The sequence below is a fragment of the Enterobacter cloacae complex sp. SHL001 genome (assembly GCF_049236825.1).
GTDB lineage: Bacteria > Pseudomonadota > Gammaproteobacteria > Enterobacterales > Enterobacteriaceae > Enterobacter > Enterobacter hormaechei_C.
The window spans coordinates 953524-977489 of record NZ_JBMKIP010000001.1 but is presented as its reverse complement, the minus strand read 5'-3'; the positions used below and the strand labels follow the sequence as shown (position 1 = coordinate 977489).

General features: G+C 59.1%; 20 protein-coding genes. 12 read left to right on the top strand and 8 right to left on the bottom strand.

Translation table 11 applies throughout. From position 1 onward, the window contains the following. Positions 1–8 precede the first annotated feature (8 nt). From ACOTYH_RS04785 to ACOTYH_RS04775, 3 genes are all read left to right on the top strand, one after another. Positions 9–1034, top strand: a complete 1026-nt coding sequence (locus ACOTYH_RS04785) for a sugar phosphate isomerase/epimerase family protein (RefSeq protein ID WP_040117337.1) — start codon at positions 9–11, stop codon at positions 1032–1034. Further along, entirely contained in the window at positions 1027–2169 is a 1143-nt protein-coding gene (locus ACOTYH_RS04780) for a Gfo/Idh/MocA family protein (protein ID WP_032620131.1), read from the top strand. The genes ACOTYH_RS04785 and ACOTYH_RS04780 overlap by 8 nt, the downstream gene beginning before the upstream one ends. A 75-nt stretch (positions 2170–2244) precedes the next feature. Next, the gene (locus ACOTYH_RS04775; protein WP_015571213.1) at positions 2245–3216 is read left to right on the top strand and encodes a LacI family DNA-binding transcriptional regulator; all 972 of its coding nucleotides are present in this window, start codon (positions 2245–2247) and stop codon (positions 3214–3216) included. Here ACOTYH_RS04775 and ACOTYH_RS04770 read toward each other — a convergent pair whose 3' ends face one another. Beyond that, positions 3217–4461 (bottom strand): mechanosensitive ion channel family protein, encoded by a 1245-nt coding sequence (locus ACOTYH_RS04770; protein ID WP_421637589.1) that lies wholly within the window; start codon positions 4459–4461, stop codon positions 3217–3219. It lies immediately after the preceding gene. Between the two features lie 67 nt (positions 4462–4528). Then, the gene (locus ACOTYH_RS04765) at positions 4529–5965 is read right to left on the bottom strand and encodes an MFS transporter (protein WP_047365372.1); all 1437 of its coding nucleotides are present in this window, start codon (positions 5963–5965) and stop codon (positions 4529–4531) included. A gap of 107 nt (positions 5966–6072) precedes the next feature. Between ACOTYH_RS04765 and ACOTYH_RS04760 the strand changes: the two genes are divergently transcribed. The 3 genes from ACOTYH_RS04760 (at position 6073) to ACOTYH_RS04750 (ending at position 7679) form a co-directional block, all read left to right on the top strand. Beyond that, positions 6073–6942, top strand: coding sequence for a helix-turn-helix transcriptional regulator (locus ACOTYH_RS04760; RefSeq protein WP_017382554.1), 870 nt, complete (start codon positions 6073–6075; stop codon positions 6940–6942). Positions 6943–7081: 139 nt separating this feature from the next. Beyond that, positions 7082–7411 (top strand): type II toxin-antitoxin system RelE/ParE family toxin, encoded by a 330-nt coding sequence (locus ACOTYH_RS04755; protein WP_421637588.1) that lies wholly within the window; start codon positions 7082–7084, stop codon positions 7409–7411. Continuing rightward, on the top strand, positions 7392–7679 hold the full coding sequence (locus ACOTYH_RS04750) for a helix-turn-helix domain-containing protein (RefSeq protein ID WP_015571209.1): 288 nt from the start codon (positions 7392–7394) through the stop codon (positions 7677–7679). The genes ACOTYH_RS04755 and ACOTYH_RS04750 overlap by 20 nt, the downstream gene beginning before the upstream one ends. 36 nt (positions 7680–7715) lie before the next feature. On the opposite strand, the gene nfsB is transcribed toward ACOTYH_RS04750, so the two are convergent. The 3 genes from nfsB to ACOTYH_RS04735 form a co-directional block, all read right to left on the bottom strand. Further along, the gene (gene nfsB / locus ACOTYH_RS04745) at positions 7716–8369 is read right to left on the bottom strand and encodes an oxygen-insensitive NAD(P)H nitroreductase (RefSeq protein ID WP_003858884.1); all 654 of its coding nucleotides are present in this window, start codon (positions 8367–8369) and stop codon (positions 7716–7718) included. A 120-nt stretch (positions 8370–8489) separates the two neighbouring features. After that, positions 8490–8858 (bottom strand): MmcQ/YjbR family DNA-binding protein, encoded by a 369-nt coding sequence (locus tag ACOTYH_RS04740; RefSeq protein WP_003858883.1) that lies wholly within the window; start codon positions 8856–8858, stop codon positions 8490–8492. Then, positions 8848–9438 carry a TetR/AcrR family transcriptional regulator gene (locus tag ACOTYH_RS04735; protein WP_421637587.1) on the bottom strand — a complete coding sequence of 197 codons (591 nt, stop codon included), beginning with the start codon at positions 9436–9438 and terminating at the stop codon, positions 8848–8850. The genes ACOTYH_RS04740 and ACOTYH_RS04735 overlap by 11 nt, the downstream gene beginning before the upstream one ends. A gap of 191 nt (positions 9439–9629) precedes the next feature. Between ACOTYH_RS04735 and ACOTYH_RS04730 the strand changes: the two genes are divergently transcribed. Further along, the gene (locus ACOTYH_RS04730) at positions 9630–10733 is read left to right on the top strand and encodes a RomA family MBL fold metallo-hydrolase (RefSeq protein ID WP_017382551.1); all 1104 of its coding nucleotides are present in this window, start codon (positions 9630–9632) and stop codon (positions 10731–10733) included. Between the two features lie 32 nt (positions 10734–10765). Then, complete coding sequence (locus ACOTYH_RS04725) at positions 10766–11107, top strand: RamA family antibiotic efflux transcriptional regulator (RefSeq protein WP_032670430.1); 342 nt, start codon at positions 10766–10768, stop codon at positions 11105–11107. A gap of 162 nt (positions 11108–11269) precedes the next feature. Here the strand turns inward: ACOTYH_RS04725 and ACOTYH_RS04720 are convergent, their stop codons facing one another. After that, complete coding sequence (locus ACOTYH_RS04720; protein WP_141414131.1) at positions 11270–13414, bottom strand: TonB-dependent siderophore receptor; 2145 nt, start codon at positions 13412–13414, stop codon at positions 11270–11272. A 123-nt stretch (positions 13415–13537) separates the two neighbouring features. Here ACOTYH_RS04720 and ACOTYH_RS04715 point away from each other — a divergent pair, with 123 nt between their 5' ends. Further along, entirely contained in the window at positions 13538–15106 is a 1569-nt protein-coding gene (locus ACOTYH_RS04715; RefSeq protein ID WP_421637586.1) for an alpha/beta hydrolase-fold protein, read from the top strand. Here ACOTYH_RS04715 and ACOTYH_RS04710 read toward each other — a convergent pair. Continuing rightward, positions 15092–15340: a DUF1158 domain-containing protein gene (locus tag ACOTYH_RS04710; protein WP_003858875.1), complete on the bottom strand. Its 249-nt coding sequence runs from the start codon at positions 15338–15340 to the stop codon at positions 15092–15094. The genes ACOTYH_RS04715 and ACOTYH_RS04710 overlap by 15 nt on opposite strands. Positions 15341–15828: 488 nt before the next feature. On the opposite strand from ACOTYH_RS04710, the gene ACOTYH_RS04705 reads away from it, so the two are divergent. The 3 genes from ACOTYH_RS04705 to ACOTYH_RS04695 all read left to right on the top strand — a co-directional run bounded on the left by ACOTYH_RS04705 (position 15829) and on the right by ACOTYH_RS04695 (position 22873). Next, positions 15829–18537 carry a cation-transporting P-type ATPase gene (locus ACOTYH_RS04705; protein ID WP_015571204.1) on the top strand — a complete coding sequence of 903 codons (2709 nt, stop codon included), beginning with the start codon at positions 15829–15831 and terminating at the stop codon, positions 18535–18537. A gap of 106 nt (positions 18538–18643) precedes the next feature. Further along, entirely contained in the window at positions 18644–19708 is a 1065-nt protein-coding gene (locus tag ACOTYH_RS04700; RefSeq protein WP_421002161.1) for an efflux RND transporter periplasmic adaptor subunit, read from the top strand. A 9-nt stretch (positions 19709–19717) separates the two neighbouring features. Beyond that, positions 19718–22873: an efflux RND transporter permease subunit gene (locus tag ACOTYH_RS04695; protein ID WP_421637585.1), complete on the top strand. Its 3156-nt coding sequence runs from the start codon at positions 19718–19720 to the stop codon at positions 22871–22873. Here the strand turns inward: ACOTYH_RS04695 and ACOTYH_RS04690 are convergent. Then, on the bottom strand, positions 22803–23924 hold the full coding sequence (locus ACOTYH_RS04690; RefSeq protein WP_015571201.1) for a YbdK family carboxylate-amine ligase: 1122 nt from the start codon (positions 23922–23924) through the stop codon (positions 22803–22805). The two genes, ACOTYH_RS04695 and ACOTYH_RS04690, sit on opposite strands and share 71 nt — an antisense overlap. Between the last annotated feature and the right edge of the window lie 42 nt (positions 23925–23966).

Here is a 23966-nt window from a genome sequence, read left to right as displayed (position 1 = left end):
GAGGTGGTATGAGGACAATGAAAGGACCGGGCATTTTTCTGTCGCAGTTTATTGGCGGGGAAGCGCCCTTCAACACGCTCGACGGGCTGGCAGGATGGGCGGCGGGGAAGGGTTACAAAGCGGTGCAGATCCCCTGCAACCATCCGCATATTTTTGATGTGGAGAAAGCCGCAGAGAGTCAGGCCTACTGCGACGACATCACCGCCAGGCTGGCCGCGCATGGGCTGGTCATCAGCGAGCTGTCGACCCATCTGGAAGGGCAGCTTGTTGCGGTAAACCCGGTTTACAGCGAGGCGTTTGACCACTTCGCCCCTGCTTCCGTGCGGGGTAACGAGGCGGCGCGTCAGGCGTGGGCGACGGAAAAGCTGAAGCAGGCGGCGGTCGCCTCGGCCCGATTAGGCCTGAAAGCACACGCCACCTTCTCCGGATCGCTGGCCTGGCCGTTTTTCTACCCGTGGCCGCCGCACAACGAGCAGCGTTTTCGGGATGCATTCGGGGAGCTGGCAGCCCGTTGGCGGCCGATTCTGGATACCTTCGACGAGCAGGGCGTGGACGTCTGCTTTGAGCTGCATCCGGGGGAAGATCTGCACGACGGCGTCACCTTCGAGCGTTTTCTGGCGCTGGTCGATAACCATCCGCGCTGTAATATTCTCTACGATCCAAGCCATATGCTGCTCCAGCAGATGGACTATCTGACCTTTATTGATATCTACCATGCGCGCATTAAAGCGTTCCACGTGAAGGACGCCGAGTTCCGCCCCAGCGGGCGCAGCGGCGTCTACGGCGGCTACCAGCCGTGGATCAACCGCGCCGGACGCTTCCGCTCGCCCGGCGACGGACAGATCGACTTTAAGGGCATTTTCAGCAAGCTGACCCAGTACGACTACGACGGCTGGGCGGTGCTGGAGTGGGAGTGCTGCCTGAAGGATGGCGATACCGGCGCGAGTGAGGGCAGTGAATTTATCCGCCGTCATATCATCCCGGTTTCCGGACGGGCGTTTGATGATTTCGCCGCAGGGGGCAGCCATGATTAACGTCGGGATTATCGGCAGCGGGTTTATTGGCCCGGCGCATATCGAGGCGCTCAGGCGTCTCGGGTTTGTGCAGGTGGTCGCGCTCTGTGACGGCTCGCTCGTTAAGGCGCAGGAAAAGGCGCACCAGCTCAATGTGCCGCACGCCTGTGCCAGCGTGGAGGAACTGCTCGCGCTCCCTAATCTGCACGCGGTGCACAACTGCACGCCGAACCACCTGCACGCGGAGATTAACCGCCAGATCCTGCGTGCGGGCAAGCACGTGTTTTCCGAAAAGCCGCTGTGCATGACGCCGGACGAGGCGCGCGAGCTGGTGGCGCTGGCGGAGCAGGCAGGCGTGGTGCATGGCGTGAGTTTTGTCTATCGCCAGTTTGCGATGGTGCGCCAGGCGGCGAGCATGATGCGTGCGGGCAGCCTCGGGCGGCTGTTTGCTTCGCACGGCAGCTATTTACAGGACTGGATGCTGCTGGAAACCGACTACAACTGGCGGGTGGATGCCGCGCTCGGCGGCGCGTCGCGGGCGGTGGCGGATATCGGCTCCCACTGGTGCGATACGGTACAGTATGTGACCGGCAGGCGTATTACCGGGGTGATGGCTGATTTATCCACCGTCTGGCCGACGCGCAAGGCCAGCGCGGGCGGTCATCAGACCTTCTCCCATGACGAGCAGGCGGAGTATGAAGACAAACCGGTCACCACCGAAGACTTTGGCTCGGTGCTGTTCCGCTTTGACGACGGCAGCAAGGGCAGCTTTAGCGTCTCGCAGGTGAGCGCGGGGCGAAAAAATCGCCTGACCTTTGAAATTAACGGCAGCGAGCAGTCGGTGGCGTGGGATCAGGAAATCCCGCAGCAGCTGTGGGTCGGCCATCGCGCCAGGGCAAACCAGATACTCTGCGACGATCCGGGCCTGATGAACCGTGACGTGGCCGACAGCGCCCACTTCCCCGGCGGGCACATTGAAGGCTGGCCGGATGCCTTTAAAAATATGATGGCGCAGTTTTACCGTGCCGTGCAGGCGGGCGCGATGCCGGATAATCCGCAGTTTGCCACCTTCCACGATGGCGCCTGTGTGATGTATATCATTGATGCGATTATGAAAAGTCATCAGCAGCAGCGCTGGGTGCGCGTGGAATACTGACGCATTGCCCGGTTCGCCGGGCAATCAATTTATGGTAGCCTGCACAAAACGCTAACCGCAGGATGTATCGTCGCTATGTCAATTCAGAAAATCGCTCAACTGGCCGGGGTATCCGTGGCAACGGTCTCCCGCGTACTGAATAACAGCGATACCGTGAAGGCGAAAAACCGCGAGCGCGTTTTGCAGGCGATCCAGGAGAGTAACTATCAGCCCAATCTGCTGGCGCGTCAGCTGCGCACTGCCCGCAGCTATATGATCCTGGTGATGGTCTCGAACATCGCCAACCCGTTCTGCGCCGAAGTGGTGAAGGGCATTGAAGCCGAGGCAGAAAAGAACGGCTATCGCATTCTGCTGTGCAACTCCGGCTCGGATATTGAGCGCTCCCGCTCGGGCTTAAGCCTGCTCTCCGGCAAAATCGTCGACGGCATTATCACCATGGATGCATTCTCGAAACTGCCGGAGCTGGCCGCGCTGATTGGCAACGCGCCGTGGGTGCAGTGCGCTGAATACGCCGATGCGGGCGCGGTCTCCTGCGTGGGGATTAATGATGTTGATGCCTCCCAGCACGTTGTCAGCCAGCTTGCCGACGGGGGACGCAAACGCATTGCGCTCATCAACCACGACCTCAGCTACAAATATGCCCGTCTGCGCGAGCGCGGCTATAAGAGCGTCATACACCTGCGGGATCTGGACTATCAGGCGGTGGAGTACGCCAGTGAGCTCAGCTCTGGTGCGGGCATGGCGGCGATGCAAAACCTGTTAAAAGCAAACCCGCCGGATGCGGTGTTTGCCGTTTCCGATACGCTGGCGGCGGGGGCGCTGCGCGCCATTCAGCAGGCAGGGCTGCGGGTGCCAGAAGATATCGCGGTGGTCGGCTTTGACGGCACCGAGCTGGCGGAGATGATTTCACTCACCACTATTGAACAGCCGTCGCGGGATATCGGGCGCAAGGCGGTCAATCTGCTGTTAAATAAGATCGACAACCCGGATGCGCCCACGGAAAGGGTCATGATGGACTGGCGCTTTATTTCCCGCGCCAGCTCCTGATTATCTGGCGATGACGCCAGCCAGCGAGCGAATATCGTTTCCGGTTGGCGACTGGTGAATACGCAGGCCAAATTCATCTACCACCGCGAAAATATGATCGAAGATGTCGGCCTGAATATCTTCGTATTCCGCCCAGATCACCGTGTTGGTAAAGGCATATATTTCAATCGGCAGCCCGTTGGCATCCGGCGCGAGCTGGCGCACCATCAGCGTCATATCTTTGCGAATGCGCGGGTGGTTACGCAGATATTCATTCAGGTAGGCACGGAAGGTGCCGATATTGGTCATCTTGCGCAGGTTTAATACCGATTCCCCTTCGCCGTTCTGCTGATTCCACAGGTTAATTTCCTCATGACGCGCCGCCAGATACGGCTTCAGCAGTTTCGCCTGAATCAGTTTCTGCTGCTCCCGCTCGTCGAGGAAATGAATGCTGGTGGTATCGATATTCAGGCTACGCTTGATGCGGCGACCACCGGAGGCGGACATGCCGCTCCAGTTGATGAACGCATCGGACACCAGCGCCCAGGTCGGGATGGTGGTGATGGTGTTATCGAAGTTGCGCACTTTAACGGTGGTCAGGCCGATGTCGGTCACCGTGCCGTTGGCGCCGTATTTCGGCATCTCCAGCCAGTCGCCGAGCTTGAGCATGTCGTTGGCGGAGAGCTGAATGCCCGCCACTAAGCCCAGTATCGGGTCTTTAAAGACCAGCATCAGAACGGCAGCCATCGCACCCAGGCCGCTTATCAGAATGGCGGGTGACTGACCGATCAGCAGGGAGATAATCAGTATCCCCACCAGAATGGCACTCACCAGCTTAACGCCCTGGAATATCCCCTTCAGCGGCAGCTGCGAGGCGGTGGCCATTTTCTGCGACAGATTGAAAATCACGTCCAGCAACGAGAAGAAGGAGAGCAGGGCATAAATCATCACCCACAATTTCGCGCAGGTGGTGAGTAATTCCGCCGCTTCGCTGCCTTTTTGCAGCCACAGAACCGCCTGAACGTTGACGATTATCCCCTGGAGGGTAAACGCCAGACGGTGAAATAATTTGTTCTGCGTAATGATCTGCAACCATAAATGACTGCTGGCCTGGGCGCGTTTCTCGAATGCGCGCAGCACCACTTTGTGCAGAATAAAATGAACGATAATGGCCGTAAGAAAAATAATACCAAAGATAATCACTAAAGAGGTGGTGTGATTAATTTCAATCCCTAACTCTTCAACCTGAGCAATTAATTCCTGCATAACGTCTCCTGTATTGATGCAGCCCCATAATGGCGGCTGCGGATCTATTATGCAAATTCAGGCAGTTTTATTTTGTCGCCGGACAGGCCTTGACGACCGGTAAACACAGACGATGACGCATACGCAGCGTGACCAGCGCCAGCACCACCATCATGGCCGTTTCCACCATCAGGAAGACGTTGACCGCCTGGGTATAATCTCCGTGATGATTTTGCAGCCCGTGCAGCAAAATCGCGCCGAAAATGGCCGGGCCAAGCCCCAGCGCAGCCTGTTGCAGCGTGCTTAAAATCGCGCTCGCGGCCCCCGCGTCGTCAGGCTGAATATCGCGCATCCCGATACGGTAGAAGCTGTTTACAATCAGCGCCTGCCCGTAACCCACCAGCCCGGTGGCCGGGGCCAGCGTCAGCGCGGTATTCTGCATTCCCCAGTGACGGAACGTGGCGATCAGCGCCACCAGGCCGACAAGCTGAATCGCAAGCCCGGTCAGCAGGATGGCGCTGGTGCTGTAGCGGGCAATCAGGCGTGGGGCGAACCAGGCAGAAATAAAATAGGTGACGCCAAGCGCGATAAAGCTGTTCCCGGACTGCCACGGCGCCATCCCCAGACCGCTTTGCATGGTCAGCGCCATACAGAACATGAACCCGGACCAGACGCTGAAAAAGAGTATCCCGATCAGCACGCCAAAGCGGATGCTGCGCAGCTGCAACAGGCGCGGCGCGATGAGCGGGTGGGCATTCTCACGCTCTTTTTTGCGCGCGTTCAGCACCATCAAACAGGCCAGCGGCACAATCGCCAGCAGTGCGGCCTTCAGCGGCCACGACCAGTGCCACTGCGGGCCGAGCGCCATCGGGAACAGCAGACAGCACAGTATTGCCGTCAGCAGGACAGTCCCGGTCCAGTCAATGCGCGACGGCGTGTCGCGGCGGGTTTCCGGCACGTAGCGACGGCTCAGCGCCAGCACCACCAGACAAATCGGCACGTTGATAAAGAAGGCGTTGCGCCAGCCCAGCCCGGCGATGTCCGCCGACACCAGCCAGCCGCCACCCATCTGGCCGACGATAAACGCAATTCCGCCGATACCTCCAAACAGGCTGATCGCTCTGGCGTGTGCCGATCCTTTTAACGTCACATGCAACGTCGCGAGAATTTGCGGCATGATCAGCGCGGCGCCCGCGCCCTGAAGAATGCGCGCGCCAAGCAACTGTTCGATATTGCCCGCCATGCCGCACAGCAGTGAGGCCAGGCCAAAACACGCCACGCCCCACATAAACAGGCGACGGCGGCCAAGGTTATCGCCCAGCTTGCTGCCGGGGGCCAGGCAGACGGCAAAGGCCACGCCGTAGAGGGCGACGATCAGCTCCAGTTCGGTGGCGGTGGCGTGTAACGAATGGGTGATGGAATCCAGCGCCACGTTGGTGATTGAGGTATCAATCAGCGGCAGCATCTGGCCGGTTAACAGCAATATCAGGCCCGCACGACCCGGTGAAACAACTGACGTATTCATGGTGACTCCATTGCGTCAAACAGCGTAGAGTCGTAGCATCAACCATCTTATAAACGGGTACCAGTTCTTGTTTATACTGGTACTGGCACTACCATGCAGGAGATGTTATGGCGCTGATGTCTGAACCTGTCACCTCTCTTCAGGATGACACCCGCAAGCAGCTGGGCGCGTTTTTGCGTGCCCGGCGCGAAAGCCTCGATCCGCAGCGGCTCGGCTTACCGCGCAGCGGCCGCCGCCGCACGCCGGGCCTGCGCCGGGAGGAGGTGGCGATGCTCGCGGATGTCGGCGTGACCTGGTACACCTGGCTGGAACAGGGCCGGGACGTCAATCCGTCCAGCGCGGTGATGGCCGCCATCGCAAAAGCGCTGCAATGCACCCCGACCGAAGCCCGGCATCTTTTTGTGCTCGCCGGTTTGCCGCCGGGCGAAGCCCCGCAGGCGGTGTGCTGCGAGGGGATCAGCGAAGGCACGCGTCGCCTGCTGGATACCCTGATGCCGAAACCTGCCAGTATTCAGAAACCGAATTTCGATATCGTGGCGTGGAACGACAGCTTCGGCCACCTGATGGGCGTCGATTTCAACGCCATCCCGCCGGAAGATCGCAACTGTATTTACCTGTTCCTCACCCATCCGGCGTGGCGCGCGCGGCTCGGCAAACGTGACGACGTGCTGCCGATTTTCGTCTCCTACTTCCGCGCGGCCATGGCTGAGCACCGTGGCGACCCGCTCTGGGAAGCGAAGCTGGCGCGTTTTTTTGCGGTGTCCGAAGAGTTCAAAACCCTGTGGCACCAGCGTAACGACGTGCGCGGCGTGGAGAACCAGCTCAAGCTGTTCACCCATCCCGAGCTGGGGGATTTTCATCTCCAGCAGATGTACTGGTACTCTGCGCCGCGAAACGGATCGCGGCTGCTGGTCTATTTACCCGTGGATGAGGCAGGGGAGAGGGCGATGGCGTGGCTGGCGGAGCAGGGGAAGTAAGTTTTTTGCGCGGGGCTTTCAGGGAATCAACGCGGATCCGGTCCTGCCTGGAATAAGCTGGTAAGGTGAATCACGAAAGGCAAAATTAGCCTTTAATGCAAATTGCCTTACATGCTAATATTATCAGGGATGAAATACAGTGTTCAGACTTATCGTTCATGCGGCAGTCAGGGAGGAGATCCTCTCATTGCTTGCGGGAGTACAGGCGAAGCTGATTCGCCAGCTTGATAAATTACGCAACAACCCGACAGTATTGCGTGAACCTGACAGCAAACCCTTACCCAATGGTTTGTTCGAAATCCGAACCGTCGGGCTGATCCATACTCGTGGGATCTACGTTTATCAGCGGGAAAGAACCATTTTTCTGCTGCGGGTGTTTATCAAGAAGACGCAAAAAACGCCCTCTGCTGAACTCCGTCTGGCACTGAAACGACAACAGGAGATGTTGGATGAGCAAAAAGATTATTGACTGGGACGAACTCAGAGCTGAACTGTTAAGCGATTCAGAAGTTCAGGCTTCCTTTGATGCAGAAGAGCGCAAGGAGCGTCTGCGGGAGATGCTGGCGCAATGGCGCAATCATGCTGGTCTGACGCGCGCCCAGGTGGCGGAGCGGATGGGCGTCAGCGCCCCGACGGTATCACGAATGGAAGCAAATATTACCCGGGCGAGTCTCGATACATTAACGCGTTATGCGCTGGTGTGCGGGGTAAAGCATCCGCAGATAACGCTTTACTGAAAACGGGCACGCCGATAGCCGGCGTGCCAGAAGCGCTTAGCATTCAGTCACAATCGTGCTCAGCGGCAGGCGAGATTTCGGCAGCGTGGCGTTGAAATCTTCCACGCTGTGATGCCCGACCGGGACCACCACCAGGCTGGTGAAGCCTTTCTCTTTCAGGCCAAACTCTTCGTCGAGGATCGCGGCGTCAAACCCTTCGATGGGTACCGCATCCAGGCCCATAGCGGCCACGCCCAGCAGGAAGTTGCCGACGTTCAGGTAAACCTGCTTCGCCATCCACTGGTCGTCATCTTTCAGATCCACGCGGTGCATGTCGGCAAAATAGCAGCGGCCTTTGTGGTTCGCGGCTTTTGCTTCTGGCGTGGCGAAACGGCCGTCAGCCTCTTCCTGATCGACAACGCGCTCAAGCCAGGCATCGTCCATCGCGGTTTTCGCGCAGAACACCACCACGTGAGAGGCATCCAGCATTTTGCGTTCGTTAAACACATAGGTGCCCGCCGCGGATTTTGCCACGCGCGCTTTACCCTCTTCAGTGCTGGCAACAATAAAGTGCCACGGCTGGGAGTTGGTGCTGGACGGGCTGTATTGCAGCAGCGTTTTGATTTTTTCCGCTTCTTCTGCGGTCAGTTTTTTGGCTGGGTCGAACGCCTTGGTAGAGTGGCGTTTCAGGGCGACAGAAATAATATCCATAACAACTCCTGGTGATGAAATTCGCCCGCGGGCGGGCGTGAAAGGAAAGCAGATTACCGCGCGAAGCGGGAAAAGATAAGTGCGATTCGAGCGCTTATTCTGTTCGTCTCAGACGAACAATCAGGCTGGCCGAATCCACTTCTGATCTTTTTTCGGCAGTTTATCAACGACCAGATTCCACGAATCCGTAATCAGGTCGGTGACCAGTTCAGGCGTGATGTCGTCCGTGCCATAAAGTGAGATCCAGTGTTTTTTATTCAGATGGTAACCGGGCTCCACGCCACGGTAGATCTGCTGATTGAGCAGCGATTTTTCCGGATCGGATTTCAGGCTGACGTGGGCCCGACCGTGTGCGGTCGCCATCAGCATAAAAATTTTCCCGCCCACCTTAAACACGTCATACTCCGGGCCAAACGGCCAGCAATGTTCGGTAAAAGGCATCTCCAGCGCGACGCGTCTGGCATGTTCCTGCAAGGATTTACTGTCCATGGTTATCTTCCTCAGCAAGCCCGCGCCACATGGCTTCAAAGCCCAGCGCTTTAAAATCGACGGCACGGGACGGATCGCGCGCGGCAAACTCCATGGTGGTTTCAGCCAGCGATAAGAACATTGCATCACCGAAGGTCTTAAACTCGTCAGACATAAACACCGGGCGGATCGAACGACGACACAGTTCATGCAGTTCCGGGAACATGTCTTTCACCGCCTGCTCGGTTTCGGCGTTCAGCTTTTCACTGACGCCAATCTGGCGGATAGCCGCATGCGCCAGGGGGTTACGAATGCCCCAGTCTACATAGCTGTTCCAGATATTGCGGGTATGCTCTTTTGGCTCGGTGATGGTGCGATCGAGATTCGCCAGCATGGTCTGGCAGAGATCCTGCTTCAGATGCAGGTAGAGGGCATTCAGCAGATCGTCTTTGGTAGCAAAGTAGCGAAACAGTGTCCCTTCAGCGACGCCCGCATTACGGGCAATGAACGCCGTTGAGGCGGCAATACCTGACTGCGCAAACGCAGCCGTTGCTGCTTCCAGTAAGGCCTGTTTTTTATCTTCACTCTTCGGACGTGCCACTAAATTTTTCCTCCCGTCAATTGTAAAAGCCCTGATTGAAACACGAGCCTTGATACGCTGCAACGCGGAATGTCAAAGAACGAAAACCTTCTTGACGGCGTAATCATCCTATCTATAATGAGTGCTTACTCACTCATAATCAAGTGTCACCCGCGCAAACCATCGGATGGGGCGCGTAGGCGGGTCAGGAAATGAAAAAGCCTCTATTCATCTGCGTGGTGTTAGTCATGATTATTGCTTCAGCTGCCAGTTTACCGTTTGTACTGAATGCCGGATTTGGCCAGCCACCGCAGGGTGCGCAGCTCTCTGAAGTGGAAGCCTCTCCGCACTATCGCGACGGGCAATTCCATAACACGCTCCCTACGCCGGGCTTTACCGGGCAACAAAATATGCTGGTGGCGTGGTGGCAGTTCCTTACCCGTAAAACCGAAAACGCCCGTCCTGCGCAGCCGCTGCCGCTGGTGAAAACCGATCTGGCGAGCCTGTCGCCTGAACAGGACACGCTGGTGTGGCTCGGCCACTCCTCCTGGTATATGCAGCTGGCGGGGAAACGCATCCTGATCGATCCGGTTCTGAGTAGCTACGCCGCACCGTTCTCCTTCCTCAATAAAGCGTTTGCGGGGGAGTACCCGTGGCGTGCGGAGAGCATGCCGGAGATCGACCTGCTGATTATCTCCCACGATCACTATGACCATCTGGATTACGCCACCATCAAGGCGCTGCTGCCGAAGGTTAAGCGCGTGGTCACCCCGCTGGGCGTGGGGTCGCATCTGCGCTACTGGGGGATGAACCCTGAGATTATCGACGAGCGGGACTGGAACCAGTCGGTGCATATCAGCGATACGCTGACGGTGCACGTTCTGCCGGCGCGCCATTTTTCCGGGCGCGGCATTAAGCGTAACCAGACCCTGTGGGGCAGCTTTATGTTTGTCACCCCAGAGCGAAAGGTCTACTACAGCGGAGACTCCGGTTACGGCCCGCACTTCAAAGCGATTGGCGAGCAGTTTGGCGGAGTTGACTTAGCCATCATGGAAAACGGCCAGTACGACCAGGACTGGAAGTACATCCATATGCACCCGGCAGAAACGGCGCAGGCCTCGGCAGATCTCAATGCCAAAGCGGTCGTACCGGGACATAACGGGCGTTTTGTGCTGGCGAAACATACCTGGAACGATCCACTGATCCAGCTGGCGAAAGCCAGTAAGGATAAAAACTACCGGCTGCTGACGCCGGAGCTGGGCGAGCCCGTGCGGGTGAGTGATACCACGCAACAATTTCGCGAGTGGTGGGAATAATGTTTAAGCGAGAAGCAGAGGGGGAGAGCAGTATGACGATTTCCGCTCAGGTCATTGATACGATTGTCGAATGGATTGATGACAATCTACACCAGCCGTTACGCATCGAAGAGATTGCCCGCCATGCGGGTTACTCAAAATGGCATTTACAGCGGCTGTTTATGCAGTACAAAGGCGAAAGTCTGGGGCGCTACATCCGCGAACGCAAGCTGCTGATGGCGGCGCGCGATCTGCGTGAGTCAGACGAGCGCGTGTACGATATCTGCCTGCGCTACGGGTTTGACTCGCAGCAGACGTTTACCCGCATCTTTACCCGCACCTTCAACCAGCCGCCCGGGGCGTATCGCAAAGAGAATCACCGCCAGACACATTGAAATTGACGACATCCAGGCCGGGTAAGGCGTAGCCGCCACCCCGCTTTTTTGTGTGCACGGTGCCTTTAAGTTGCCCGGTGGCGCTGCGCTTACCGGGCCTACAACACATCGTATAGCGCGGACATCCAGGCCGGGTAAGGCATAGCCGCCACCCGGCTTTAACTACCAGCTGTAATTCACCGTCGCCGTCACCGTCCGGCCAATCCCGTAGAAGCACGCCGTATCGCTTGCGCATGACGCCACATACTTCGTGTCTGCCACGTTATTGACGTTGAACTGCACGCTTGCCCCTTTCAGGCTGCGGTTCATCTCGCCCAGATCGTAGCGCAGCATCGCGTCATACAGATCCACCGATGGCACCTTGAAGGTGTTCTTCGCATCGCCGTAGCTGGTGCCGATGTAGCGCATCCCCACGCCAGCGGTCAGGCTCTTCAGCGCTCCGCCCGGAACGGTATAGCTGGCGAACGCCGATGCCATATGCGCTGGAATGCGCGCAGGCGTTTTGCCTTCAGTTCCCGTCACCGTGGTGCTTTCGGTTTTTGCATCGGTGTAAGTGTAGGAGCCAATCAGGTTGATGTTATCCATCAGCGTGGCGTGGATTTCCGCTTCAGCGCCTTTCGAACGCACCTTGCCCGCATTTTCGAACCAGCCTTCAGCGCTGTTATAGGTCGCGACGTTGTCCTGAGTCAAATCGTACAGCGCCAGGGTCATCAGCGTGGTGTCGACCGGCTGATATTTCACGCCAATCTCGGTCTGCTCCCCGGTAGTAGGCCTGAATGGCGCAACGCCCGGCGCACGGTTGGTTTGCAGGTTCGGTTCAAACGAGGTGCTGTAGCTGATGTACGGCGACAGGCCAGAATCAAACGCGTACAGCAGGCCAGTGCGCCAGGTAAATTTGCTGTCGTTCTGCTGCGTAAAGCTGTTATCGGTAAAGTCGTTGGTACGCACTTCGCTCCAGTCGTAGCGCCCGGAAACCAGCCACTCCCAGTTGTTCCAGCTCATCTGATCCTGAAGATACAGGCCCATCTGGTCGAGATTTTGCTGCTCGTCGGTGGCCGTTTTGAAGGTACTTTCATCCACGTTCACGCCGTAAACCGGGTTTGTCCAGTCGAGGTCATACTGTGAGCCGCTCCCGCGCGCCAGCAGCTGTTTATCCTTACTGGTCTTGTAATCAAACCCGCCGAGCAGGGTGTGGTTGACGCTTCCGGTCTCCAGCAGATATTCCAGCTGGTTATCAAGGCCAAATTCGTTGGTCGTGCGCTCTTCACGCTGGGCGCGACGGGTCAACACCGTGCTGTTGGCCGCGCTGTTGGCGTAAACCAGATAACGATATTTCTGCTTGATGGTGGCGTAACGGGCGTTCTGGCGGAAGGTGAGGTTGTCGGCGAACTGGTGTTCCAGCTCGTAGCCAATCATCGTCTGCTCGCGCCAGGATTGATTGTAATTCGGATCGCTGACGTTAAAGTCGCGCGGGATGTACTTCCCGTCGGCACTTTTCACCGTGCCATACGCGGGCAGGAAGTTGCGGTATCCGGCATCCGGATCTTTCTGGTAGCTGGTCAGCAGCGTAAAGCGGGTCTGATCGTTCGGGTACCAGGTGATCGCCGGGGCGATCGCCATCCGCGTCTCTTTATAATCGTCCACCTGATTATGCTGCGTACGGGCGATACCGTTCACGCGATACAGCACGCGGCCGTCGTCGCTCAGCTTGCCGCCGAAATCAAACGCACCTTCGGCGAGATCGTTATTGCCGGTGCGGAACTGCACGTTGTGAATGGCCTCCGCCGTCGGGCGCTTGCTGGTCATACTGATTAACCCGCCCGGATTCACCTGTCCAAACAGCACCGACGCCGGGCCGCGCACCAGCTCCACGCGCTCCAGCAGCCACGGGTCAACTGTGCCCGTCTGTGAGGAAGCCGTTGCGCCAAAGCTTAAGCCGTCGAGGAATTTCGGCACGTAGCTAAAGCCGCGCACAAACACCTCGTCGTTACGGTTAGACGAGCCCCGGTACTCGGTAAACACGCCCGCCGAGTAGCGCAGCGCCTGCGAAACGGAGGTGACGTCCTGCATGTTCATCTGATCGCGGGTGATCACCGATACCGACTGCGGCGTCTTCACGATCTCCGCGCTGGTCTTGGTGGCGGAGAGCGTTTTCGTCGCCACAATGCCTTTTACGGGCGCAGTGGGCTCTTCACTCACGCCCTGCGTCACCGTAATCGTTTCTTCTTTCGTTTCTGCCTGAGCCGCGACGCTGGTCGTCGCCAGACTCAGCAGCCAGAGCTGCATTATCTTATTATTTTTAAACATTTTTATTGAACGTCCTTGGTTGCTATCGCCATAAAAACACCGGTAAAACGCCGTTGATGATATTGCAAATTATTACCATTTGCATTAGCGTTGTTAACAAATTTCGTTGGGGAACAAGCGGTAATGAAGAGGGTATGGAGTGGGTTGCTGCTGGGGATCGGCGCGCTGCCCGCCGTGGCGGCAACGTGCGAGCAGTCGTCCCGGCAGGGCGATGTTCAGGGAAAGTTTGATGCCAGCGGCGAAGTCTGCTTCTCCCTGCCCGAGCTGGATGAAAATTACGTTTCCGCCACGCTGCATGGCGTGACGGATGCGCGCCTGCTGGATGGGCAAAACCGTCGCATCCGCACGCTGATCGAAAACGGTCCTGCGGACGGGGAACACACGCTGCTGTTTGCCCTGCCGGTGAAACAGAACACCTCGCTGGTGCTACACGGCGAAGCTGGCAAGCCGTGGCGTTTTCAGTGGCGGATGAAAGAGACCTCTCCGTTACCACGCGTGCAGATGCTGGCGCCAGAAAGCCCGACGCTGAAGGCGCTGGCAAACGTCATTTCTGCCGGTGGAAGTACCGAGGCGTTCTGGCAGGCGCAGCGTCGACAGGGAACGCCGATGGTGGAGCCGGTAGATGCGAGCCATAAGCGGGTGACCTTTCTGTGGCGCGGCGCGCGGGATAACGTCTTCATTCTCGGCTCTCCGGCGGGGGATCACGATCCGCTGTTCCGTCTGGGCAACAGCGACGTCTGGTTCCGCAGCTACGTGGTCCCCGCTGATACGGTGATGCAGTACAAGCTCGCCCCCGATGTGCCGATCGTTGAAGGCTCTGCCCGCGATCAACGCCGCGCCATCCTGGTAAGCGCGCAGGCCGATCCGCTTAACCCGAATAGCTTTGGGGAGCAGAAGACCGATCGCTGGAATCGCTATTCTCTGCTCGATCTCAGCCCGGCGCGCTACTGCTCCGTTCGGGCTACGGCACAGCCGCTGTTACACGGGACGTTGAGCCGCCATAGGCTGAGCAGCAACATCCTCGGCAATGCCCGCGACGTGATGATCTACCAACCGCGCGGCGCACAGCCTGCACGCTGGACGCTCATCCTTTTCGACGGACAGGTTTATCAGGACGAATACCATTTTGCCAACGTGCTGGACGGTCTGATTGCCCGACATCACCTGCCTCCGATTAACGTGGTGTTTATCGACAGCCTCGATCACGCCCGTCGCGGCAACGAGCTGCCGCCGAACCCGGATTTTGCTGACTTTATGGCGCACGAGCTGCTGCCGTGGCTGCGGAGGAAGGGCATCGGCATGCAGCGGCAGAAAACCGTACTGGCAGGATCAAGCTACGGGGGAATTGCCTCTTCATGGGTGGCGCTGCGCTATCCGCGCCTGTTTGGCAACGTGCTGAGCCTTTCCGGTTCTTACTGGTGGGCGCCGGAAGGTGACGCTCCCGGCTGGCTGACGCGCCAGTACCAACAGTCTCCACCGTATCCGGTGCGCTTCTGGTTACAGGCCGGGAAGTTTGAAACCACGGGACCGGGCGGCGGCATCTATCGCACCACGCAGGATTTTGAACAGGTGCTGAGGAAAAAAGGCTATCGCGTCAGCTTCCACCCCTCATCCAGCGGCCACGACTACGCGGCCTGGTGTGAAGCGCTGATCCACGGGATGCGCGATCTCACTGGCTTACGACGCCAGTGAAAACCAGCGGCGCCAGATGAAACGCAGGATAAAGAATTCGATGGCGCCGAGCACCAAAAACCACAGACAGAACAGAATGGTGTACAGCTGATTCAGATCGACCATATGAAAGGTCTGGACCAGCTTCTGCGCCAGCACCAGACCCAGCGACGGCGCGGGTAACAGCAGGCAGGAGAGCAGGGCCATCAGCAAAATGCCCCCTGCGGTGAGCAGCGATTCTAACGGGTGTTTCATCGTAATGTTAATCGTCAGTTAAAAATGTCATTGTCCGGCATCCTGAAACGTAAAGCAATATCATCCCCGCTGGCAAAATTGGGTAAAAGGCCACCGTTATTCTGCGAATTAATAACAGAAAATAGATAATATTTTCGGGGCGATTAAATTAATATCGCGTTATGTAAATAAACGTCTTTCTCACGAAAATAATTTTACAAAGCTATAGGTGCTATATCCAATTAACGTCGCAATAACAATGGCTGCGACAATGTATAACGCCAGACGCCGTCCGCGATAAATACCAAACATGCTTCCTCCTCGTTTAGTGTTGGTTTAGAAATATTTTGTAAAAATCAACGCGTCGAAATAATTTTAATCAGTTTTGAATAACCGGGTAGTCAATATATTGCGGTAGATCAATTTAACCCGCAAGACTTAAAAATGAATTATTTAAAGCCAGAAAGGAATTCCGGCTTCCGTCCACCGGATATTGAAGGAAAAATACCATGACCAAAAAAAATTTCTCGCAGAATATGCCACCCGCAGGCGGGCAGGCGTACCAGCAGACCGTAGAGCAGGTGCTTGCTCAGGCGCAGAGCCAGGCTAATGGCCTGGACCGTGCCGAGGCGCAGGCGCGTTTACAGAAGCATGGCCCGAACGCGCTGCCGGAGAAAAAAGGCAAGCCGGGCTGGCTGCGTTTTCTCGCGCATTTTAACGATGTCCTGATTTACGTCCTGCTGGCAGCCGCCGTATTAACGGCAGTAATGGGACACTGGGTTGATACGCTGGTTATTCTGGGCGTGGCGGTAATCAATGCCTTAATTGGCCACATTCAGGAAAGTAACGCGGAAAAATCCCTGAAGAGTATTCGCAATATGCTCTCCAGCGAGGCGCGCGTTATTCGTAACGGCAACCATGAAACTATCCCGACGACGGAAATCGTCCCGGGCGATATTATTGTGTTGCGCGCAGGAGATCGTATACCGGCGGATATGCGCTTAATCGAAGCGCATAATTTACGCGTGGAAGAGGCAATTCTGACCGGTGAATCCACCGTGGTGGATAAACACACGAGCCCGCTGAACGGCGAATTACCGCTGGGCGACCGCACGAACCTGGTCTTTTCCGGTACGACGGTCAGCGCGGGCGGCGGCGTGGGTGTGGTTATTGCCACGGGCCAGGAGACCGAACTCGGCCACATCAACCAGATGATGGCGGGCATTGAAAAACACCGCACCCCGCTGCTGGTGCAGATGGACAAGCTGGGCAAAGCGATCTTCGCCATCATTCTGGCGATGATGGCCGCGCTGTTTGTCTTCAGCCTGGTGTTCCGCGAGATCCCGATGGGCGAGCTGCTGCTCTCCCTGATTAGCCTGGCGGTAGCCTCCGTACCGGAAGGTCTGCCAGCGATTATCTCCATTATCCTCTCCCTGGGCGTGCAGGCGATGGCGCGCAAGCGGGCGATTATCCGCAAGCTGCCGACGGTTGAAACCCTGGGCGCGATGACCGTGGTCTGCTCGGATAAAACCGGCACCCTGACCATGAACGAAATGACGGTGAAAGCCATCATCACCGCCGACACCTGCTATCGCGTGGACGGCAACAGCTACGAGCCGGTGGGCAACATCTACCTCGAAGGCAGCGACGAGCCGGTGCAGATCCAGCCGGGCACCGTGCTGGAGCAGTACCTGCGCACCATCGACCTGTGTAACGACAGCCAGCTGATTCAGGACGAGCGTGGCCTGTGGGGCATCACCGGCGGGCCAACCGAGGGCGCGCTGAAGGTGCTGGCGGCCAAGGCCCACCTCGAGCCGGTCGTGACCACGCTGGTTAACAAGATCCCGTTCGACTCTCAGTACAAGTACATGAGCACCCACTACCAGATTGGCAGTGAGGAGCAGATTTTGATTACCGGCGCGCCGGACGTGATTTTCGCCCTGTGTGAGCAGCAGCAGACCCGCAACGGTGCGCAAGCCTTTGACCGCGCGTACTGGGAAACGGAGATGGAGCGCTATGCGCGTCAGGGGCTACGCATGGTCGCCGCGGCGTTCAAGCCAGCGAACGGCGAGCAGGCATTAACTCACGACGACCTGAGCCACGGTCTGATCTTCCTCGGCATTGCCGGGATGATGGATCCGCCGCGTCCGGAAGCGATTGAGGCGATTAACGCCTGCCAGCAGGCGGGGATCCGCGTGAAGATGATCACCGGGGATCACCCGCAGACGGCGATGAGCATCGGCCAGATGCTGGGGATCACCAACAGCGAGCAGGCGGTTACCGGCTACCAGCTGGAGAAGATGGACGACGCCGAGCTGGCGGAAGCTGCGGTGAAGTATGACATCTTCGCCCGTACCAGCCCGGAGCATAAGCTGCGCCTGGTGAAAGCGTTGCAGGACAAAGGCGAAATCGTCGGCATGACCGGTGACGGCGTGAACGATGCCCCGGCGCTGCGCCAGGCGGACGTGGGTATCGCGATGGGCATCAAAGGCACGGAAGTGACCAAAGAGGCGGCGGACATGGTCCTGACGGACGATAACTTCGCCACCATCGCCAGCGCGGTAAAAGAGGGGCGTCGCGTTTACGACAACCTGAAGAAGACCATTCTGTTCATCATGCCGACCAACCTGGCGCAGGGGCTATTGATTGTGATTGCGCTGCTGGCGGGGAACATCATTCCGCTGACGCCAGTGCTGATCCTGTGGATGAACATGGCGACCTCCGCCACGCTCTCCTTCGGCCTGGCCTTCGAGGCCGCCGAACGCAACATTATGCGCCGCCCGCCGCGTCAGACCGGGCAGCACGTGATGGACGCCTACGCCGTCTGGCGCGTGGCCTTCGTCGGCACCATGATTGCCATCGCCGCCTTTGCGCTGGAAGCCTGGCTGGCCCCGCGCGGCCACAGCGCGGAGTTCATCCGCACCGTGCTGTTGCAGATGCTGGTCTGCGCCCAGTGGGTATACATGATTAACTGCCGCAATACCGACGGGTTCTCCCTGAACCGCGGCCTGCTGGCGAACAAAGGGATCTGGCTGGTAACGGGCGTACTGTTCCTGCTCCAGGCGGCGATCATCTACCTGCCGTTTATGCAGATGCTGTTCGGCACCGAAGCGCTGCCGCTGCGCTACTGGTTCGTGACGCTGGCGGTGGCGGGCGTGATGTTCTTCGTCGTCGAAATCGAGAAGCGACTGACCCGCAGGTTCCGTAAGGCTGCATAACCTTTTGCCCTCACCCTAAACCTCTCCCACAGGGAGAGGGAACTCTGACCTCCCTCTCCCTGTGGGAGAAGGCCGGGGTGAGGGAAAACAACGCCGAGGTACTCCCATGAAATTCCCACTCCTGTTCGCGCTCCTCGCCTGCACCCTGCCACCCGCATTCGCCGCGGCCATTCCCGTGCGTGTCGCCACCGTGGAGCAGACCGCCCACGCCGCCGAGCGTCAGATCCCGGGTCGCATTGAAGCTATCCACACCGTTGAACTGCGCGCCCGCACGGAAGGCGTCATCACCAGAATCCACTTCCGCGACGGGCAGTACGTGAAAAAAGGCGACGTGTTGTTCGAACTGGACGACGCCGAGCCGCGCGCCGCCCTGCGTCTGGCGCAGGCCGAAGTGAGAAGCGCCAAAGCCACGCTGCATCAGGCGCAGCAGCAGCTGTCACGCTTCGAAAGCCTGGGCAGCAGCAACGCCATCAGCCGCCACGACGTGGACAACGCCCGCATGCAGCGCGACGTAGCGAGCGCCGCGCTGGAGCAGGCGAAAGCCCGGCTCGATACCCGCAGCGTCACCCTCAACTACACGCGTATTATTTCACCGATTGACGGGCGCGTGGGGCACAGCAACTTTCACGTCGGCAGCCTGGTGAATCCTGCCAGCGGTGTGCTGGTGGAGGTGGTGCAGCTCGATCCCATCCGCATCGCCTTTGCGCTGGAAGAGGGCACGTTTGCCACTAAAGCCGGACAGCATGCGGATATCAGCGCCATGAAGCAGGCCTGGCAGGCGCTGATTGACAGCAACGGCCAGCGCATCAGCGGGGAACTCACCTCCGTGGACAACCGCATCGACCCGCGCACCGCCAGCGTGATGCTGCGCGCCGAGTTTGCCAACCCGCGCCATCAGCTCTTGCCCGGCGGCAACGTGAACGTCTACCTGCGTCCGTCAAGTGAGCAACCAGTGCTGACTCTGCCCGCCGCTGCCGTACAGCAGAATGGCCACGGGTTCTTCGCATGGGTGGTTAACGCCGAGGATAAAGCCGAAATGCGTCCGCTGAAGGTCGCCGGACAGATCGGCCAGCAGTTCCAGATTGCCTCCGGCCTGAAGCCCGGTGAGCGAGCGATTACTGACGGTGCGCAGCGCGTGCAGCCAGGCGTTGCCGTCCAGATACTGAATTAAGGAGCCATCATGCTGACGTTTTTCATCAAACGCCCGCGCTTTGCGATGGTGATTGCGCTGGTCATCACCCTGCTGGGGGCCATCGCGCTGAGGATTATTCCGGTGGAGCAGTACCCGCAGATCACCCCGCCGGTCGTGAATGTGTCAGCGTCATGGCCGGGCGCCAGCTCGGCTGACGTGGCGGAGGCCATCGCCACGCCGCTGGAAACTCAGCTGAACGGGGTGGATCATATGCTCTATATGGAGTCCACCAGTTCGGACGAGGGTAGCTATAGCCTGAACATTACCTTTGCGGCGGGCACCGATCCGGACCTCGCCGCCATCGACGTGCAAAACCGCGTGGCGCAGGCCGTGGCGCAGCTGCCGACCGAGGCGCAGCAAAACGGCGTGCAGGTGCGCAAGCGCGCCACCAACCTGATGATGGGGGTAAGCCTTTACTCACCGAACAACACCCACACGCCGCTGTTCGTCAGCAACTACGCCAGCACCCAGGTGCGCGAGGCGCTGTCGCGTCTGCCGGGCGTCGGGCAGGTACAGATGTTTGGCGCACGGGACTACAGCATGCGCATCTGGCTGCGCCCGGACCGCATGAACGCCCTGAACGTGACCAGCGATGACGTGGCGCAGGCGCTGCGCGAGCAGAACGTGCAGGGGGCGGCAGGCCAGGTCGGCACGCCGCCGGTGTTTAACGGCCAGCAGCAGACCCTGACCATTAACGGGCTGGGGCGCTTAAATCAGGCCGACGACTTTGCCAACATCATTATCCGCGCCGGGGAGATGGGTCAGCTGGTGCGCCTGAAGGACGTCGCCACCATCGAGCTTGGCTCGCGCAGCTACAGCTCTGGCGCGCAGCTGAACGGGCACGACTCCGCCTACCTCGGCATCTACCCGACGCCGTCCGCTAACGCCCTGCGCGTGGCCGATGCGGTGCGCGCGGAGCTGGAACGGTTATCCACGCGCTTCCCGGACGATCTGGTCTATGAAGTCAAATTCGACACCACCTCGTTTGTGGCCGCCACCATCAAAGAGATTGGCGTCTCGCTGGCGCTGACGATGCTGGCGGTGGTGGTCGTGGTGTCCCTGTTCCTGCAAAGCTGGCGCGCGACGCTGATTGTTGCCCTTGCCATTCCGGTGTCGCTGGTGGGCACCTTCGCGGTGCTCTATACGCTCGGCTACTCCGCCAATACGCTGAGCCTGTTCGCTATCATTCTGGCGCTGACCATGGTGGTGGATGACGCCATCGTGGTGGTGGAGAGCGTCGAAACGCTGATGGCGGAAGGGCAGAGCCGTACGGCGGCGACCGCGCTGGCGCTGCGCCAGATCGCCGGGCCAGTGATTGCCACCACGCTGGTGCTGCTGGCGGTGTTTGTGCCGGTGGCGCTCCTGCCGGGGATTGTCGGCGAGCTGTACCGCCAGTTCGCGGTGACGCTCTCGACTGCCGTCACGCTCTCAAGCCTGGTGGCGTTGACTCTTACGCCCGCCCTGTCCGCGCTGTTGCTGCGCCCGCGACCGGAGAAACCTGCGGCACTCTATCGCGCCTTTAACCACGGGCTGGACGCCACGCGCGGTTTCTACACCCGCATCGTGAACGTTTTAAACCTGCGCCCGTGGCTGGCGCTGCTGGCCACCGCAGGCGCGGCGGCGGTGGTGGTATTCAGCTTTATGTCGATGCCAAAGGGCTTCCTGCCGCAGGAGGATCAGGGCTACTTCTTCGCCAGCGTCCAGTTGCCGGAGGCAGCCTCGCTGGAGCGCACCGAAGCGGTGATGACCACCGCGCGCGAGCTGATCGCTAACAACCCGGCGGTAGAAGACGTGATTCAGGTCTCCGGGTTTAACATCCTCAACGGCACCAGCGCATCGAACGGCGGGTTTATCTCCATCATGCTCAAAGACTGGAGCGAGCGTCCGCCGCTGGATGAGGTGATGGGCACCCTTCAGCACCAGCTGCTGGCCCTGCCGGAAGCCATCATCATGACCTTTGCGCCGCCGACGCTGCCGGGGCTGGGCAACGCCTCCGGCTTCGACCTGCGCATTCAGGCGCAGGCGGGGCAAAGTCCGGCGGAGCTGGAGCGCGTGACGCGTGAGGTGCTGGCGAAAGCCAACCAGAACCCGCGGCTGAGCCGCGTGTTCACCACCTGGAGCAGCAACGTGCCACAGATGACGCTCACCGTTGACCGCGAGCGCGCGGCCCGCCTCGACGTGCCGGTGTCACGCATCTTCAGCAGCCTGCAAACCGCCTTTGGCGGCACGCGCGCCGGGGATTTCAGCGTCAACAACCGCGTCTACCACGTAGTGATGCAGAACGAGATGCAGTGGCGCGAGCGCGCGGAGCAAATCAGCGAGCTGTTCGTGCGCAGCAACAGCGGCGAGCGGGTGCGTCTGAGCAACCTCATCACCATCACGCCGACCGTCGGCGCGCCATTTATTCAGCAGTACAACCAGTTCCCGTCGGTATCGGTGAGCGGCTCGGCAGCGGAAGGGGTGAGCAGCAGCACCGCAATGGCGGCGATGGGCGAGATTCTGGCGGAAAACCTGCCAGCCGGGTACGACTACGCCTGGAGCGGCATGTCGTATCAGGAGCAGCAGACCGGCAATCAGGCGATATGGATCGTGCTGGCGGCGGTGGTGATGGCGTGGCTGTTCCTCGTCGCCCAGTACGAGAGCTGGACGCTGCCGGCGAGCGTGATGCTCTCGGTGCTGTTCGCCATCGGCGGGGCGCTGGTCTGGCTGTGGCTGGCGGGCTATGCCAACGACGTATACGTGCAGATAGGTCTGGTGCTACTGATAGCCCTCGCCGCCAAGAACGCAATTCTTATCGTGGAGTTTGCCCGCGCCCGGCGCATGGATGGAATGGCGATTGTCGATGCCGCACGGGAGGGGGCATCGCGCCGCTTCCGCGCGGTAATGATGACCGCCGTGTCGTTCATTATCGGCGTCCTGCCGATGATGCTGGCGACCGGGGCGGGTGCCCAGAGCCGCCGCATCATCGGCACTACGGTGTTCAGCGGCATGCTGGTGGCGACCGTGGTGGGGATAGTGTTCATCCCGGCGCTGTTCGTGCTGTTCCAGCGCCTGCGCGAGTGGGGCCACGGCCTTACGGACTCGTCGCCCACAGCTCACAGTGCTTCTGCACCAGAGAAATCAGCGAGCCGCCATCGGCGATAAAGTCCCGCATGCGCTGCGCCTCGCTCTTGCCCTGCTTTAACAGCAGGGCAATCTCATTGATTGCGCTTGTCGCGCCGAGCTTCTCGGCCGACGGCGCAACCTGCTCGAGCAGCCAGGCGATATCTTCCGCCACGGTTTTGTGCTCGCCGGTATGTACGTCCGTCAGAATGCCTTCCAGCCCGTAGCGACAGGCCTGAAAACGGTTAAAGCGATAGAGCAGAAAATCCCGTTCCTGATGCTTATACGGCCGCGCGGTCAGCAGCCAGTGCGACGTCGCCTGAATAAGCCCGGCGATGTTAATGGCGTGGCTGAGCGTCAGCGGCGTATCCATCACCCGCACCTCGACGGTGCCGAAGTGCGGGCTGGGGCGGATGTCCCAGTGCAGATCCTTAATGCTGTCGATCATGCTGGTGGAGCTCAGGCGGCGGAACAGCCCCTCGAACTCCTGCCAGCTGTTGACCCACGGCATCTGACCGTTATCCGGGAAGCCCGAGAAGATGTTGAGACGCGATGAGGCGAACTTCGTGTCCGTGCCCTGCATATACGGTGATGCGGCGGCCAGGGCGATAAAGTGTGGCACAAAGCGCGACAGGCCGTGCAGCAGGTAAATGGCGTCGTCCCCGGTCCGACAGCCGACGTGTACGTGCTGGCCGAACACCGTCGCCTGCAAAATCAGATAGCCAAAGCGCTCCAGCGTGACGTTATAGCGCTCGTCGTCGCACACTTCCTGCCGCTGCCATTTCTGGAACGGATGCGTCCCACCGCCGCAGATCTGGATATGCTGATCTTCCGCCGCTCGCAGGATGCTCTGCTGCATCACTGAAAACTGCGCCGCTGCCTGGTCGATGGTCTGGCACACGCCGGTGGCGATTTCGAGCATGCTTTCGGTGATGTCGTGTTTGACTTCCCCCCCTTTGATGTCGTCTTTGACGGCGGCGATGAGGGCAGAGGAGTCCTGGCTCAGATCGTAACCCGGCGGGTTAACCACCTGGAGTTCGAGCTCAATGCCGAGGGTATAAGGTTCAGAGGATTTGAAGTCGGGTAAAGGCATGGCGCACTCCGTTGTCTGTTATGAGTTGAGTATAGACAATGG